The organism is Paenibacillus sp. FSL R7-0048, assembly GCF_038004505.1.
GTDB classification, from domain to species: Bacteria; Bacillota; Bacilli; order Paenibacillales; family Paenibacillaceae; genus Paenibacillus_AQ; species Paenibacillus_AQ odorifer.
The window spans coordinates 6,232,758-6,248,531 of the sequence record NZ_JBBORF010000001.1 but is presented as its reverse complement, the minus strand read 5'-3'; the positions used below and the strand labels follow the sequence as shown (position 1 = coordinate 6,248,531).

Annotated in this window: 10 protein-coding genes, 16 tRNA genes and 1 rRNA gene; 26 read left to right on the top strand and 1 reads right to left on the bottom strand. The window is 47.0% G+C overall.

The window, feature by feature from the left end; genetic code table 11:
* The first annotated feature begins 18 nt into the window (after positions 1-18).
* From NSQ91_RS27630 to NSQ91_RS27550, 17 genes are all read left to right on the top strand, one after another.
* Positions 19-2,944 (top strand): 23S ribosomal RNA (locus NSQ91_RS27630).
* 60 nt (positions 2,945-3,004) lie between these two features.
* Positions 3,005-3,080: transfer RNA gene (locus tag NSQ91_RS27625), tRNA-Asn, on the top strand.
* 3 nt (positions 3,081-3,083) lie between these two features.
* Positions 3,084-3,176, top strand: a tRNA-Ser gene (locus NSQ91_RS27620).
* 18 nt (positions 3,177-3,194) lie between these two features.
* Positions 3,195-3,269, top strand: a tRNA-Glu gene (locus tag NSQ91_RS27615).
* A 55-nt stretch (positions 3,270-3,324) separates the two neighbouring features.
* Positions 3,325-3,400, top strand: a tRNA-Val gene (locus tag NSQ91_RS27610).
* A 17-nt stretch (positions 3,401-3,417) separates the two neighbouring features.
* Positions 3,418-3,494: transfer RNA gene (locus NSQ91_RS27605), tRNA-Met, on the top strand.
* 25 nt (positions 3,495-3,519) lie between these two features.
* Positions 3,520-3,597, top strand: a tRNA-Asp gene (locus NSQ91_RS27600).
* A 10-nt stretch (positions 3,598-3,607) separates the two neighbouring features.
* Positions 3,608-3,683, top strand: a tRNA-Phe gene (locus NSQ91_RS27595).
* A 28-nt stretch (positions 3,684-3,711) separates the two neighbouring features.
* Positions 3,712-3,787, top strand: a tRNA-Thr gene (locus NSQ91_RS27590).
* Between the two features lie 5 nt (positions 3,788-3,792).
* Positions 3,793-3,878, top strand: a tRNA-Tyr gene (locus NSQ91_RS27585).
* A gap of 6 nt (positions 3,879-3,884) precedes the next feature.
* Positions 3,885-3,958 (top strand) — tRNA-Trp (locus tag NSQ91_RS27580).
* Between the two features lie 23 nt (positions 3,959-3,981).
* A tRNA-His gene (locus NSQ91_RS27575) sits at positions 3,982-4,057 on the top strand.
* Between the two features lie 43 nt (positions 4,058-4,100).
* Positions 4,101-4,176 (top strand) — tRNA-His (locus NSQ91_RS27570).
* 19 nt (positions 4,177-4,195) lie between these two features.
* Positions 4,196-4,270, top strand: a tRNA-Gln gene (locus tag NSQ91_RS27565).
* 6 nt (positions 4,271-4,276) lie between these two features.
* Positions 4,277-4,351, top strand: a tRNA-Gly gene (locus NSQ91_RS27560).
* A gap of 9 nt (positions 4,352-4,360) precedes the next feature.
* Positions 4,361-4,434 (top strand) — tRNA-Cys (locus tag NSQ91_RS27555).
* A gap of 14 nt (positions 4,435-4,448) precedes the next feature.
* Positions 4,449-4,527: transfer RNA gene (locus NSQ91_RS27550), tRNA-Leu, on the top strand.
* A 136-nt stretch (positions 4,528-4,663) separates the two neighbouring features.
* Here NSQ91_RS27550 and NSQ91_RS27545 read toward each other — a convergent pair.
* Entirely contained in the window at positions 4,664-5,419 is a 756-nt protein-coding gene (locus NSQ91_RS27545; RefSeq protein ID WP_076130295.1) for an AraC family transcriptional regulator, read from the bottom strand.
* A gap of 327 nt (positions 5,420-5,746) precedes the next feature.
* Between NSQ91_RS27545 and NSQ91_RS27540 the strand changes: the two genes are divergently transcribed.
* The 9 genes from NSQ91_RS27540 to NSQ91_RS27500 all read left to right on the top strand — a co-directional run bounded on the left by NSQ91_RS27540 (position 5,747) and on the right by NSQ91_RS27500 (position 15,712).
* Positions 5,747-6,886 (top strand): BMP family ABC transporter substrate-binding protein, encoded by a 1,140-nt coding sequence (locus tag NSQ91_RS27540; RefSeq protein WP_076304979.1) that lies wholly within the window; start codon positions 5,747-5,749, stop codon positions 6,884-6,886.
* 117 nt (positions 6,887-7,003) lie between these two features.
* Entirely contained in the window at positions 7,004-8,566 is a 1,563-nt protein-coding gene (locus NSQ91_RS27535; RefSeq protein WP_076130297.1) for an ABC transporter ATP-binding protein, read from the top strand.
* The gene (locus tag NSQ91_RS27530) at positions 8,559-9,605 is read left to right on the top strand and encodes an ABC transporter permease (protein WP_036685569.1); all 1,047 of its coding nucleotides are present in this window, start codon (positions 8,559-8,561) and stop codon (positions 9,603-9,605) included. The genes NSQ91_RS27535 and NSQ91_RS27530 overlap by 8 nt, the downstream gene beginning before the upstream one ends.
* Positions 9,602-10,540: an ABC transporter permease gene (locus NSQ91_RS27525; protein ID WP_036685567.1), complete on the top strand. Its 939-nt coding sequence runs from the start codon at positions 9,602-9,604 to the stop codon at positions 10,538-10,540. Before NSQ91_RS27530 ends, NSQ91_RS27525 begins: the two co-directional genes overlap by 4 nt.
* Before the next feature lie 40 nt (positions 10,541-10,580).
* The gene (locus NSQ91_RS27520; protein ID WP_076184827.1) at positions 10,581-11,537 is read left to right on the top strand and encodes a nucleoside hydrolase; all 957 of its coding nucleotides are present in this window, start codon (positions 10,581-10,583) and stop codon (positions 11,535-11,537) included.
* Between the two features lie 3 nt (positions 11,538-11,540).
* Positions 11,541-12,938, top strand: coding sequence for an ADP-ribosylglycohydrolase family protein (locus NSQ91_RS27515; RefSeq protein ID WP_076304978.1), 1,398 nt, complete (start codon positions 11,541-11,543; stop codon positions 12,936-12,938).
* A gap of 484 nt (positions 12,939-13,422) precedes the next feature.
* The gene (locus NSQ91_RS27510) at positions 13,423-14,184 is read left to right on the top strand and encodes a methionine ABC transporter ATP-binding protein (protein WP_081387310.1); all 762 of its coding nucleotides are present in this window, start codon (positions 13,423-13,425) and stop codon (positions 14,182-14,184) included.
* Positions 14,177-14,839, top strand: coding sequence for a methionine ABC transporter permease (locus tag NSQ91_RS27505; protein WP_036685560.1), 663 nt, complete (start codon positions 14,177-14,179; stop codon positions 14,837-14,839). The genes NSQ91_RS27510 and NSQ91_RS27505 overlap by 8 nt, the downstream gene beginning before the upstream one ends.
* Positions 14,840-14,881: 42 nt before the next feature.
* Positions 14,882-15,712, top strand: a complete 831-nt coding sequence (locus tag NSQ91_RS27500) for a MetQ/NlpA family ABC transporter substrate-binding protein (RefSeq protein ID WP_036685556.1) — start codon at positions 14,882-14,884, stop codon at positions 15,710-15,712.
* The last annotated feature ends 62 nt before the right edge of the window (positions 15,713-15,774 follow it).

Genomic DNA, 15,774 nt, shown 5'->3' with positions numbered 1-15,774 from the left:
TTCCTGCGGAAGAATCAAGGTTAAGCTAATAAGAGCACACGGAGGATGCCTAGGCGCCAGGAGCCGACGAAGGACGTGGCGAACAACGAAACTGCCTCGGGGAGCTGTAAGCAAGCTTTGATCCGGGGGTGTCCGAATGGGGAAACCCAGCTGTGGTAATTCGCAGTTACTCATTTCTGAATACATAGGAAATGTAGAGGCAGACCAGGGGAACTGAAACATCTAAGTACCCTGAGGAAGAGAAAACAATAGTGATTCCGTCAGTAGCGGCGAGCGAACGCGGAACAGCCTAAACCTAAGAGCTTGCTCTTAGGGGTTGTGGGACGTCTCACATGGAGTTACAAAGGAATATGGTAGGTGAAGAGGTCTGGAAAGGCCCGCGATAGAGGTAAAAGCCCTGTAACCTAAACTGTGTTCTCTCCGAGACGGATCCCGAGTAGTGCGGGGCACGTGAAACCCCGTATGAATCCAGCAGGACCATCTGCTAAGGCTAAATACTACCTGGCGACCGATAGTGAAACAGTACCGTGAGGGAAAGGTGAAAAGCACCCCGGAAGGGGAGTGAAATAGAACCTGAAACCGTGTGCTTACAAAAAGTCAGAGCCCTATTAATGGGTGATGGCGTGCCTTTTGTAGAATGAACCGGCGAGTTACGTTTAACATGCAAGGTTAAGCCGAGAAGGTGGAGCCGCAGCGAAAGCGAGTCTGAATAGGGCGACTTAGTATGTGGACGTAGACCCGAAACCGTGTGATCTACCCCTGTCCAGGGTGAAGGTGCGGTAACACGCACTGGAGGCCCGAACCCACGTACGTTGAAAAGTGCGGGGATGAGGTGGGGGTAGCGGAGAAATTCCAATCGAACTCGGAGATAGCTGGTTCTCCCCGAAATAGCTTTAGGGCTAGCCTCGGTATAAGAGTAGTGGAGGTAGAGCACTGATTGGGTGCGGGGTCCGCAAGGATTACCAAGCTCAGTCAAACTCCGAATGCCATATACTTATTGCCGGGAGTCAGACAGTGAGTGCTAAGATCCATTGTCAAAAGGGAAACAGCCCAGACCATCAGCTAAGGTCCCCAAGTGTGTGTTAAGTGGGAAAGGATGTGGAGTTGCACAGACAACCAGGATGTTGGCTTAGAAGCAGCCACCATTGAAAGAGTGCGTAATAGCTCACTGGTCGAGTGACTCTGCGCCGAAAATGTAACGGGGCTAAACACACCACCGAAGCTATGGCTAGATGCTTTGCATCTGGGGTAGGGGAGCGTTGTGTAGGGGTTGAAGGTGTACTGAAAAGAGCGCTGGACACTACACAAGTGAGAATGCCGGTATGAGTAACGAAAAGATCAGTGAGAATCTGATCCGCCGAAAGCCCAAGGTTTCCTGAGGAAGGCTCGTCCGCTCAGGGTAAGTCGGGACCTAAGGCGAGGCCGAAAGGCGTAGTCGAAGGACAACAGTTTGAAATTACTGTACCACCGTAATCCGCTATGAGCGATGGGGTGACGCAGGAGGGTAGTGACGCGGACTGATGGATGTCCGTCTAAGCAGTGAGGCTGATGTGTAGGCAAATCCGCACATCGTTAAGGCTGGGCTGTGATGGGGAGCGAAAATTATAGTAGCGAAGGTCATGATCTCACACTGCCAAGAAAAGCCTCTAGCCAGGAGAAGGTGCCCGTACCGCAAACCGACACAGGTAGGCGAGAAGAGAATTCTAAGGCGCGCGGAAGAACTCTCGTTAAGGAACTCGGCAAAATGACCCCGTAACTTCGGGAGAAGGGGTGCCCCGGTAGTGTGAATAGCACGAGGGGGCCGCAGTGAAAAGGCCCAAGCGACTGTTTAGCAAAAACACAGGTCTGTGCGAAGCCGCAAGGCGAAGTATACGGGCTGACGCCTGCCCGGTGCTGGAAGGTTAAGGGGAGTGGTTAGGGGTAACCCGAAGCTATGAACCGAAGCCCCAGTAAACGGCGGCCGTAACTATAACGGTCCTAAGGTAGCGAAATTCCTTGTCAGGTAAATTCTGACCCGCACGAATGGCGTAACGACTTGGGCGCTGTCTCAACGAGAGATCCGGTGAAATTTTAATACCTGTGAAGATGCAGGTTACCCGCGACAAGACGGAAAGACCCCATGGAGCTTTACTGCAGCTTGATATTGAATTTGGGTACGATCTGTACAGGATAGGTGGGAGCCGTAGAAATCGGAGCGCAAGCTTCGGTGGAGGCGCCGTTGGGATACCACCCTGATCGTATCTAGGTTCTAACCTAGTGCCCTTACCGGGTACGGGGACCGTGTCAGGCGGGCAGTTTGACTGGGGCGGTCGCCTCCTAAAGAGTAACGGAGGCGTTCCAAGGTTCCCTCAGAATGGTTGGAAATCATTCGCAGAGTGCAAAGGCATAAGGGAGCTTGACTGCGAGACCTACAAGTCGAGCAGGGACGAAAGTCGGACTTAGTGATCCGGTGGTACCGCATGGAAGGGCCATCGCTCAACGGATAAAAGCTACCCTGGGGATAACAGGCTTATCTCCCCCAAGAGTCCACATCGACGGGGAGGTTTGGCACCTCGATGTCGGCTCATCGCATCCTGGGGCTGAAGTAGGTCCCAAGGGTTGGGCTGTTCGCCCATTAAAGCGGTACGCGAGCTGGGTTCAGAACGTCGTGAGACAGTTCGGTCCCTATCTGTCGTGGGCGCAGGAAATTTGAGAGGAGCTGTCCTTAGTACGAGAGGACCGGGATGGACGTACCGCTGGTGCACCAGTTGTTCCGCCAGGAGCATGGCTGGGTAGCTACGTACGGACGGGATAAGCGCTGAAAGCATCTAAGCGTGAAGCCCCCCTCAAGATGAGATTTCCCAATTAGTAAGACCCCTTGAAGACGACGAGGTAGATAGGTTGGAGGTGGAAGTGCAGCAATGCATGGAGCTGACCAATACTAATCGGTCGAGGGCTTATCCTATACGTAGAATGCAGATTCGTTTCGGATTCAGTTTTCAGGCATCAAGCCTGGTATGAATATTCCCTGATAGCTCAGTTGGTAGAGCACTCGACTGTTAATCGAGTTGTCACAGGTTCGAGTCCTGTTCGGGGAGCCATATGGAGAGGTGTCCGAGTTTGGCCGAAGGAGCACGATTGGAAATCGTGTAGGCGCCACAAGCGTCTCGAGGGTTCGAATCCCTCTCTCTCCGCCACAAATTTATAATTAGTATGGCCCGTTGGTCAAGGGGTTAAGACACCTCCCTTTCACGGAGGTAACATGGGTTCGAATCCCATACGGGTCACCAAATTTTCACTTGATTTATCCTAGTGGACTTTGGTACAATAACAATTGTTGTTTATGGAGGCTTAGCTCAGCTGGGAGAGCATCTGCCTTACAAGCAGAGGGTCGGGGGTTCGATCCCCTCAGCCTCCACCATAACACTTTCTTACTGACGCGGGGTGGAGCAGCCCGGTAGCTCGTCGGGCTCATAACCCGAAGGCCGCAGGTTCAAATCCTGCCCCCGCAACCAATTAACTTAAGCAATTATATCTTTTGGAACCGTGGTGTAGTTGGCCTAACATGCCTGCCTGTCACGCAGGAGATCGCGGGTTCGAATCCCGTCGGTTCCGCCATTTTCATCATGGCTCGGTAGCTCAGTCGGTAGAGCAGAGGACTGAAAATCCTCGTGTCGGCGGTTCGATTCCGTCCCGAGCCACCATTTATCATCACAAAAGAATGAGTGCCATGCCGGTGTAGCTCAATTGGTAGAGCAACTGACTTGTAATCAGTAGGTTGGGGGTTCAAGTCCTCTCGCCGGCACCATCCTTGGAGGATTAGCGAAGTGGCCAAACGCATCAGACTGTAAATCTGCTCACGTGAGTGTTCGGTGGTTCGAATCCATCATCCTCCACCAGTTTTTAGGGGCATAGTTTAAAGGTAGAACAACGGTCTCCAAAACCGTTGGTGTGGGTTCAATTCCTGCTGCCCCTGCCAAGTTCTTTCTAAAGTTTAATATGGCGGCCGTGGCGAAGGGGTTAACGCACCGGATTGTGGTTCCGGCATTCGTGGGTTCGAGACCCATCGGCCGCCCCATTTACTTTAAAATGAATAATGGCAACAATATCAACTTAATATGGCGACTGTGGCGAAGGGGTTAACGCACCGGATTGTGGTTCCGGCATTCGTGGGTTCGAGACCCATCAGTCGCCCCATTTTACTTTAAAATGTTATTGGGGATTAGCCAAGCGGTAAGGCAACGGACTTTGACTCCGTCACTCATAGGTTCGAATCCTATATCCCCAGCCATTTTATGCGGACGTGGCTCAGCGGTAGAGCATCGCCTTGCCAAGGCGAGGGTCGCGGGTTCGATTCCCGTCGTCCGCTCCAAGTTTTCATGGCGCCATAGCCAAGTGGTAAGGCAAAGCTCTGCAAAAGCTTTATCCCCAGTTCAAATCTGGGTGGCGCCTCCATTTAGTTCATATGTGCCGGCGTGGCGGAATGGCAGACGCGCTCGACTCAAAATCGAGTGGGAAACCGTGGAGGTTCGAGTCCTCTCGCCGGTATCTTAAAAAGGTTTGTAAGAATGCTTTTATAAGCAATCTTACAAACCTTTTTTCTTTATGTCCTTGGGTTTACAGCAGTAAGCCGTTGAATAGAGAGTTTCTCTATTTCAACGGCTTTTTTTAATCTGATTAGTGATTAACCTGATTGATTATTAATGCGGAATGCTCGCGGGGTAAGACCTATTTCTCGTTTGAACATATTGCAGAATTGGGCATCGTTCACAAAACCTGCAGCAGCAGATACTTCAGAGATTTGCATCTGAGTATGACGTAATAGAGATTTTGCATAATCCAGGCGTTTTAACAGCAAATACCGCAGGGGTGAAGACCCGAAACGTTCTTTAAATAGATGGCGAAAACGATCGTAACTATATCCGGACATTTCTGATAGTGTTTCGACGGACAATTTATGGCGATAATGCTCATTCATATAATTAAGGACATATTGTACTCGATCTTCTGTTGGGGATTGATATCCAGAGGCACTAAGAAGCCTCATAAGATGGACGGTAATCTCGCTCATTTGTAGGTTTAGAAGCTCAGAGAATCCGTCTTGCTTGCGTGTAAACTCTGCTTTCATTCGCAGCAGGATTTGAAGAACGGTCTGATCTTTATCATCTTCATATACGCCGAGCAGATTACTCATATTAGGGTGTTCCGAGTGGAAGCCTACAAATAATACATTTGCATCCTCACGGTGGTGCTCGTCATGTTTATGATTGGGTGGCACAAGCGCGAAAGAAGAGGAGCGAAAATGGTAACTTCGTGGGCCAACATTGGTTGTCCCTACCCCCTGTAAATAATAGACTAGTTCGTAGCATTCATGCTGGTGTGGAGGGATATAAGTATTTAGCTCATGTGTGGCACTTACAATATATAGAACACGATCCATGATGATCCTCCAATACTTATGTTTTAGCCGAATCGTACAAAACAATGACCGAAATCATATAATTATTTTTAATAATATTTGTTATGATCGTATCAATAAATCCGAAAGTTCGCAACCTGACTGGCCATCTCGTTCGGAAATAAAGCGGATTATTAATAATAATGGTATTTTTATTGCTATTTTTGAGCCTAAACGTTAAATTTATTACTTTTAATGATACTTTATTTGGAAAAAAGAGAATTTCCATTTGAACCGTGAATTATACAATGGGTGAAGATGGGATTCTGCGGATTACTAACCAACTAAAATTAGGGGTGGAATAGAGTAATGAATAAAAAAGTTCTTTCTTTGTTGTTATTAATGGTGATGGTTCTGGTCACAGCATGTGGGAATAACACGTCCAATAACGGTTCTTCAACGAATACTGGATCCAAAGCGGACGAAGGCGGAGAAACAGGTGCAGGGGATAAACTCAAGGTTGTATTGCTGATTCCGGGGACACTTGGGGATAAATCATTTTTTGATTCCGCTAATAACGGCTTGCAAAAGGTTAAGGATGAACTTGGTGCAGAAATAAAGGTTGTTGAAATGGGCGTTGATAAAACGAAATGGGAGCCTACATTTAACGATATCGCTTCCGAGGATTGGGATGTAATTATTTCTGGCGGTTCTGAAATTACAGAGATGTTTAATGCAACGGCAGAATTGTATCCAGACAAAAAATTCATTAATTATGATACCGACATCGATGAAGCACCAGATAACATGTACAACATGTCTTATGCGACAAATGAAGTATCTTTCTTGGCAGGTGCCGTAGCAGCATTAGCTACACAATCGGATATGCCGAATGCTACCCCTGAGAATGTGATTGGGTTTGTCGGCGGTATGGATATTCCGGGGATTAATGCTTTCTTGGTCGGTTATATTCAAGGTGCTCAGTACGTTGATCCTGATGTAAAAGTGGCTGTGTCGTACGCTGGTGATTTTGTTAACCCGGCAAAAGGTAAGGAGCTGTCTCTAATTCAATATAACTCCGGTGTGGATGTTATTTTTAACGTGGCTGGGGGTACAGGTCTTGGGATCTTTGACGCAGCTAAAGAGAAGAAAAAATATGCAATCGGTGTAGACTCCGATCAGGCAATGTTGATTAACGATACGGATAGTGAAAAAGCAAATCTAATCGTTACTTCATCTATTAAAAAGATTGATACGGCTATTCTAGGTGCAGTGAAGAGATTGCAAGAGGGTACGCTAGAAATGGGCAAACGTGATGTATTGAGCTTTGTAGATGATGGTGTAGGTATTGCTGAGAATGATATTTATAAAAATGTATTCCCGGCTGATCTTCAGGCCAAGGTTGAAGAAGTGAAGCAAAAGCTGATCAATAAAGAAATTAAAGTGGATAATGCGATGGGGATGGAAACCGCAGAGGTAGAAGCTATTCGTAACGCAGTTAAGCCTTAAGCTTTAAATCTTAAGATCAGCTCTATAGAGATAAACCTACAGTTGGAGATTCTTCTAGTCAGGGGAATTCCAGCTGTATATTTTTGCAGACCTCCAAGTTGAAAGGCGTTGAGACCTATGTACACAGCTCTGCTGGAAATGCGGGGAATTACCAAGGTATATCCCAATGGCGTCGTTGCAAATAAAGACGTGCATTTTTCTTTACGTGAGGGAGAAATACATGCGATTGCAGGTGAGAACGGTGCTGGTAAATCGACTTTAATGAAGATTATGTTCGGCATGGAAGAGCCAAGTGAAGGCGAGATCTATATCAAGGGTGAAAAAGTAAAGCTGCAATCCGCTCAGGACGCCATTGATAGAGGCATCGGCATGGTCCACCAGCATTTCATGTTGGTACCTTCTTTTACGGTGGCAGAGAATATGGTGCTGGGTATGGAGCCGCGCAGAGGAGTTGGCATTAATTATGCCGAGGCTGTGCGCATGACGGAAGAGACCGCAAGGAAATACAATCTGGCCGTGGATCCAAAGGCAAAAGTAGAGGATCTTACAGTTGGGATGAAGCAAAAGGTTGAGATTCTTAAGGCGCTGCTGCGTGGTGCGAAGATTCTGGTGCTTGATGAGCCAACTGCGGTGTTGACTCCACAGGAAACAGAGGAATTGTTCCGCGAGCTTAAGCAATTAAGGGAACAGGGGCATACGATAGTTTTTATTTCGCACAAATTAAAGGAAGTCAAAGCGATTTGCGACAGAATTACGATTATGCGCAGCGGCCGTAGTGAAGGTGTTTTTCAAACACAGGATGTGACAGAACAGGAAATCTCGCGATTAATGGTCGGCAGAGATGTCGTGCTGAAATATGACAAAGAGATTCTGGCTGTTAGTGAGCCAGTACTAACGGTGCAGGGACTCGGTGTGAATGATGCAGATGGCAAAGCATTATTGTCGGATATCAATTTTGCGGTACGTGGTGGGCAGATCGTTGGGATTGCTGGTGTAGAAGGCAACGGGCAGACACAGCTCATTGAAGCTCTTACAGGTAGCTTGAGAGGTGTCTCAAGTCAGGGTTCTGTACTAGTGAAGGGAAAGGATATCCGTGAATCGGATATTTTGGATATTCGTAAGCTAGGCGTTTCCTATATACCGGAGGATCGGATGCGGCAAGGGATCGCTAGTGAGGCAAGCATAGCTGATAATCTGCTATCTACTCAGTATCGTACAAAAGCAATGAATAAAGGTCTTTTTTTGAATGGCTCACGAATTGCCAAGCTAGCAGTATCCCTTGTAGAGGAATTTAAAGTCCGCTGTTCAGGACCTTCTCAGCCCATAGGAATGTTGTCAGGTGGTAACATGCAGAAGGTAGTCGTAGCTAGAGAGTGTTCGACTGAACCGCAGCTGCTTATTGCAGAACAGCCGACACGGGGTGTGGATATAGGCGCAGCCCAGTTCATACATCAAAAGTTGTTGGAATTACGTTCAGACGATTGCGCGATTTTGCTAGTGTCGGCAGATTTGAATGAGATCTTGGAGATCAGCGATAGTCTGTTAGTAATGTACGAGGGTAAGATTGTTGCCTTTTTCGAGGAGCCATCTAAGGTTAGTGAGGAAGAATTAGGTCTTTATATGCTGGGGATTCATCGACAGGACGAGGAGCACATCGGGAGGGCCGTAAATCATGTTTAAAGTTAAATATTTTGAGTACATTCGGACATCGGCGGTAATCGTTATTGCACTCGCTATTGCCTTTCTGATCATCTCTTTGGTCAGTAATCAGCCTGTGAAGACGATTGGTATATTCCTATTAGAGCCGTTATCCAGTAAAGGTCATATTGGTAATGTGATTGAGATGGCGATTCCGCTCATGTTCACTGGGTTGGCAGTATCCTTGTTGTTTCGAGCCAATATGTTCAACCTGGGAGCTGAAGGGATTTTCTATTTCTCCGGTGTTGTAACTTCCGTATTGGCTATTCATTTAACGCTGGACGGCTGGCTGCATCCGATGGTAGCTATTGCTGCAGGTTCAATTGTAGGAGCGTTGCTCTCGGCAATACCTGGTATTCTGAAGGCAAAATGGAATGCTAATGAGTTGGTTACATCCTTAATGTTCAATAATATTTTGTTCGGAGTAGGGCTATACCTACTGAACTATCATCTGCGTGATGCTAAAGCTTTTGCCAATGTATCCTACAAATTCGAGAAAACGGCACTGCTGAGTAAAATGGTCTCGGGCACCCGTATTCATACCGGTCTTATTATCGTTATCGTGCTTATTATTGCAGCTCATCTATTCCTATACAAAACGAAATGGGGATATGAGCTGCGCATGACAGGCATCAACCGGGACTTTGCCCGTTATTCCGGTATGAAGACAGCCAAGGTTATTATTCTCGTCCACTTGATTGCAGGTTTTATCGCAGGTATGGGGGGCTCCGTAGAAGTGCTGGGGATGTATAACCGTTTCCAATGGACGTCACTGCCTGGTTATGGTTTGGATGGTGCCCTTGTAGCGATGTTAGCCAAAAATAATCCGCTGTCCGTAATCGGCTCTGCATTATTCCTAGCGTACATTCGAATTGGGGCTGACATGATGGCGCGTCTGTCTGATGTACCTTCAGAGATGATCTCAATTATACAGGCAATTATCATTCTTCTGATTTCGGCTGAGCAATTTCTGAAATTCTGGAAAAATCGGATGCTCTTGAAGGAGGCGAAGGAAGCGTGAATAGTTTGTTTGATGTGATTTTTACAACTGACTTTGCGTTCTCTGTCCTTCGCGTGACGACTCCGATTCTGTTTGCCGCGCTCGGCGCACTCATCTCCAACCGTGCAGGGATCATTAACATTGGGATGGAGGGCATCATGCTTGTTGCCGCTTTAGCGGGTGTCATCATAAGCAGCTATACACATAGCGCATGGGTAGGTCTGCTTGGGGCGGTGCTGTCTGGAACATTGATCGCTGGAATATTAGCTTTTTTCACCCTGAAATTCAAAACACATATCATTCTCGGGGGTGTGGCCATTAATATGTTCGCTTCGGGAGGCACTGTGTTTATCCTCTATCTGCTTAGTGGCGACAAGGGTTCTTCCACTTCGCTGGCGAGTAAAGTTCTGCCTAGTGTCCAGATTCCTTTGTTGAAAGATATCCCGGTGCTTGGACCTATTTTATCGGGGCATCACATTCTGACGTATGTTTCTATATTGGCTGTGTTTGTTGTCTACTATCTATTAAACCGTACACCGCTTGGACTGCGCATTCGTTCAGTGGGTGAAAATCCACATGCGGCTCAATCCGTGGGTGTAAGTGTTGTGAAAATACAGTATATGGCTTTGCTGCTTAGCGGATTTTTTGCCGGTTTAGGCGGTGCTTATATGTCGATGGGGTATTTGTCACTGTTTACCCGCGATATGATCGCTGGCCGGGGCTGGATTGCCATTGCCGCTGAGTCGATGGGAAGAAGTACGACCGTAGGCACGGCGCTGACCTCTTTATTATTTGGTACTGCAGATGCATTGTCGAATGCGCTACAGGTGTTGAAGATTCCTGCGGAGCTAATCGCTACTCTTCCTTATGTAGCCACAGTAATTGGACTTGTGATCTACGCAGTATCTGAGACACGAAAAAAGAATAAAAAACTTAAAAGTCCGCTAGTTAAATAGCGATTGAAATGATTGATACACAGACAAGGAGTGAGTAACTATGCCAACACCTATTATTATTGACTGCGATCCAGGGCATGATGACGCAATAGCGATACTGCTTGCCATAGCAAATTCGGAGAAGTTAGATCTGCGCGGGATTACAACGGTTGGTGGAAACCAAATTTTAGATAAAATCACGGAAAACGCCCTGAAGGTGATCAGCTTCGTGAATGCTGACATTCCTGTAGCTAAAGGGGCTGCTGGCCCACTGTTCGGCAAGCTTGTTACAGGTGAGGAAGCGCATGGTGAATCGGGCATGGATGGGCCGCTTTTGCCTCCAAGTAAATTCCGCCCTGTAGAGCAGGGTGCTGTGGAGTTTATGCTGAATATCATCCGTTCTTCAGAGGAGAAGATTACGCTCGTGCCGATGGCTCCTTTAACAAATATCGCACTGCTAATCACGGCTTATCCAGAGATTAAAGACAGAATTGAAAAAATCTCACTGATGGGGGGAGGTATCTCTTATGGGAATGTCACCTCTACTGCGGAGTTTAATATCTATGTAGATCCTGAAGCAGCCCGTATTGTGTTTGAGTCGGGGATTCCGATCACAATGAGTGGTCTGGATGTGACCGATAAGGCTGCTATTTTTGAAGATGAGATCCTAGCATTGAAAGAGCGGGGACCAGTGTCTACAATGGTCGGAGAATTGCTGGATTTCTATTCGATTTACGGTAAAAAAATGGGCTATGTCGGCAGTGCGCTGCATGATCCATGTGCTGTTGCCTGGCTGCTGCATCCGGAACTATTTGAATCTGAGCATCTATATGTAACGGTGGAGACAGAAGGCAAGCTGACGCGGGGAATGACAGTTGCAGACAGACGGAAGAAGACGGATCGTCCAGCGAATGTGCAAGTATTGGTGGGCGTTGACCGGGAAGCATTTATGAAGCTGATCTTTGATTCACTGGAAAAGCTTGATCAAGAGCTGCTGCTAGCGGCTGAAGGGAAGTAGCCTATGGCAGGATGGGAGAGACTTCAAGAGACCGTGCAGTTTGAAATTGCTCAGCGTGGAGAAGAAGGTTGCCTGATTGAGGGTTTTGCGGATAAGCTAGCGGCTGCTGGTGCCGATGAGCTCAAGCTGATGCAGGTATACAATGAGCTAATGGAGCTTACGATCAGTGAGGATTTTCCGTATCAAGAGCCATCCTCTCTGGAGGAGATTCGTCATCTACGTCCAGAAGGCCCACGTAAGCTTGAGGCGGAATGGAGCGAGGCGGAATGGAGAGATAAGTTCTATGGAGCCTGGCTCGGTAGAAGTGTCGGCTGCGCACTCGGGAAACCGCTGGAGTATTGGGACTATCTCTATGGGAAAGATGGCCGTCCGGGCTGGGAGAATATTGAGCTATGGTTTCAGGGTGCGGACGCCTGGCCAATTACTGGCTATACGCCTGGGCATTCACGGGCAGAGGCTGAATATGGTCTTGGCTTAAGTGAATGGACACATGCGAGTACCCGTGAGACGATCAAGTATATGGAAAGCGATGACGATATTCGCTACACTGTCCTGGGTCTTATGCTGCTGGAGCAGAAGGGTCTGAACTGGGATTCTTGGGATATCGGAAAGCTGTGGCATACACATTTAACATATAGTCAGGTGTGCACGGCGGAGACACAGTCATATATGAATTTTGCGCAGGAGACCTCTCATCTGCATGGCGAGAAACCTGCGGATTGGCTGGTGCGGCAGGAAAGAGTGCGGATGCACTTAAACCCTTACCGCGAGTGGATTGGTGCCGCTATACGCGCAGATGGACTGGCTTATGGCGCAGCAGGTTATCCTGAGCTTGCGGCAGAACTAGGCTGGCGCGACGCTTCATTTTCACATGTGAAAAATGGCATCTACGGTGAGATGTTGAATGCGGCGATGATATCGGCAGCTTTTGCAGAGAAGGATAATGAACGGATCCTAGAGATTGGCCTTAGCGAGATTCCGCGTACCAGTCGTCTGGCCAGTGATGTTTTGCGGGGGATAGATATTGCGCAGAAGGCCAAAAGTGAGCGGGAGTTGGTTCGTAACATTTGGGATACTTTTAGTCACTATGATGCGGTCCATACAAATAATAATGCTGCTCTTGTAGCTGCGTCGCTTGTTTATGGCGGGAATGATTTTGAAAAAACAGTCGTTACTTCCGTATACGGTGGGATGGATACAGACTGTAACGGGGCTACTGTGGGCTCAATTATGGGAGCGAAGCTTGGAGCAAGTAAGTTGCCGGCTTCATGGATCGAACCGCTTCACGATACGTTATATGCCGATCTGCCCGGATTTCATCCGATAGCGATTTCGGAATGTGCGGAACGCAGCTACCAAGTGTTCTTGAAGATTCGCAGAGAGCTTGGCGAAAAGGCATAAAAGATTTAGCGAGTATGGGACTCGATAGATCAGGGATTCAGGGATTACTATATGAATTATGGGATGTCTTAAGCTATTGGCTTAGACATCCTTTTTTGCGTAACAGCAGGTCTTTAATCACACTCCAACGAACCAAATGTAGCTTTAACTGCATTTCATACACTTAAAAAAACCAAATATGGCTATATTAACAGTGGAGCGTTTAGTGGTGGGGCAATAGGAGAATCATGATTTCAAGAGGGAAGGATTATCTTTGCTACCCTTTTTATTTTATTAATAAATGTGTAAAAAGAGCCCGGTATAAAGGGTTTTTAGGTTTTCATCAACCTTCCTGGTATATCATTTAAAGAAAAATGATGACACAGCAGAAGAAATGTCTTATTATTTAAGGAGATTTTTAATAAAACAGATTTTAGAAAATTGTAATACAATGTCTCACTTGATGGAGGTTCATTATATAAGGGAAAGGAAGGGGGAGCTTCTAATACTGTCGCTGAGTCGGGTAAGTAAAGGGTTCAAGCTGAAGGAAGGCATCTATCAGGCTGTAGATGAGGTATCGCTGGAGGTAAAGCAGGGATCCATTCATGGGATCATTGGTGAGAGTGGTGCGGGGAAATCTACGCTGCTGCGACTGATGAATCTTCTGGAACAGCCGGATGAGGGAACGGTTACCGTAGATGGCCACAACCTGACCGAAATGCCTAGTAAAGCACTGCGTAAAGCAAGGCAAAAGATTGGAATGATCTTTCAACAATTTAATCTTGTTTATAACGTCACTGTAGAGCGGAATGTTTCGATCCCGCTGGAGCTGGCAGATGTCCCAAAGCATGAACGAATGAAGCGTGTGAAGGAGTGTCTGGATTTTGTTGGACTGGCAGATAAGGCAAAACAATATCCGGCACAGCTCAGCGGAGGACAACGTCAGCGTGTTGCGATTGCCCGCGCACTAGCGAACAGTCCGGGAATATTACTGTGTGACGAGCCAACGTCCTCCCTGGACCCAGGAACCACTACAGATATCTTGAACGTGCTGAAGCATGTGAATTCAAGTCTTGGAGTAACGGTTGTCATTGTTACGCATGAGATGGATGTTGTTAAAAGCATATGTACTCATGTATCGGTGATGGAAAAAGGGCGCATTGTAGATTCGTTCTCTCGTGAAGACGGTGAATTCCGTCCAGCGGCAGCCAGTACCGGGACATACCGCGATCAGATTCTTGGTAAAGCGGGGGAAGATCATGTTTGATAGTGTACTTCAATATCAGGCACAGATGTGGGATTCGATTGGTGAAACCTTTGTGATGGTTGGTATTTCTGTTGGAGCGGCCGTGCTGCTGGGGCTTCCACTGGGTACCTTGTTGTTTTTTTTCCGAAAAGGGCAGCTTTATGAGAATACAACGTTGTCTCTGGTGCTCAACAGTATCGTTAATATTATCCGCTCTTTTCCGTTCCTGCTGCTGGTCGTTGCGCTAATTCCAGTCACTCGTTTCCTGGTCGGGACCGCCATTGGTACGATTGCAGCAGCGGTTCCATTATCTATAATCGCTATTGCCTATTACGCTCGGTTAGTGGAGCAGTCGTTGCTGGAGGTTCCTAAAGGGGTCATTGAAGCAGCATTATCGATGGGAGCCTCGAAGCTGGGCTTGATCTTTAAATTTCTGTATGTGGAAGCTCGTTCGGGTCTAGTCCTTGGACTTACTACTTCTACAATTAGCTTTATCTCCTTCTCGACCGTGATGGGAGTTGTTGGTGGGGGAGGGGTTGGTGATTTCGCTATCCGTTATGGTTATCAGCGTTTTGAGACGGAAGTGATGATCTATGCCATTCTAGTGATGATTGTATTAGTCCAATTGGTTCAGTTCACCGGGGGGACTATCGCAAGGCTGTTGGATAAGCGGTAATACAAAATAGTTCAATATATAAACTGGGGGTTAGTAGTACTAATGAAAAAATCAATGATACTTGTGCTTACATTAATGGTATTGGTCGTAGCGGGTTGTGGCTCTAATAAAGCAGCCGAGAACAATGCTGCAAAAGGTAGTAATGATGAGTTAACCAAATTAAAGATCGCTACACTGATCCCACCTATGACAGAAATTCTGGATATTGTGAAGCCGCTCCTGAAGGAAGATGGCATTGATCTGGAGATCGTTGTTCTCTCTGATAATGTGCAGCCTAATGAGGCGTTGGCTAATAAAGAAGTAGACGCTAACTTTTTCCAACACGTTCCTTATATGAAGCAATATAATGAAAGCAAAGGCTCTAATCTGGTAGAGGTACAGCCTGTTTATGACGCTATTTATGGCGGATACTCCAAACGTTATAAGACTATCGCTGATCTTCCTGAAGGGGCTACGCTTGTAATGGCTAATGATCCATCTAACATCGGCCGTTCATTGCAAATGTTCGCTGCAGCTGATCTTATTAAGCTAAAAGAAGGCGTAGGCATTCAAGCCACACAAGCAGACATTACTGAAAATCCAAAAAAATTCAAGTTTGAAGAAGTCGATCTCCTAATGCTGGCCCGTATGCTTGATGATGGCGATCTGGTAGCCATGACTCCGGCTTATGCGAGCCCACTAGGATTGACACCGAAGAAAGATGCACTGATTACGGAAGGCGAAGATTCCGAATTCACAATTACTTTGGTGGCACGTGAAGATAATAAGGATTCTGACGCCATTCAAAAGCTGGCTAAACGGATCAGCGGTCCTGAAGTGAAAAAGTTCCTTGAGGATAATTACGCGGATATTGCGTTGCCTGCGTTTAAATAAGCTGAATATGGATCTATAAAAAAGGGCAGCCCGGCGATATTTACCGGGCTGCCCTTTTTGTA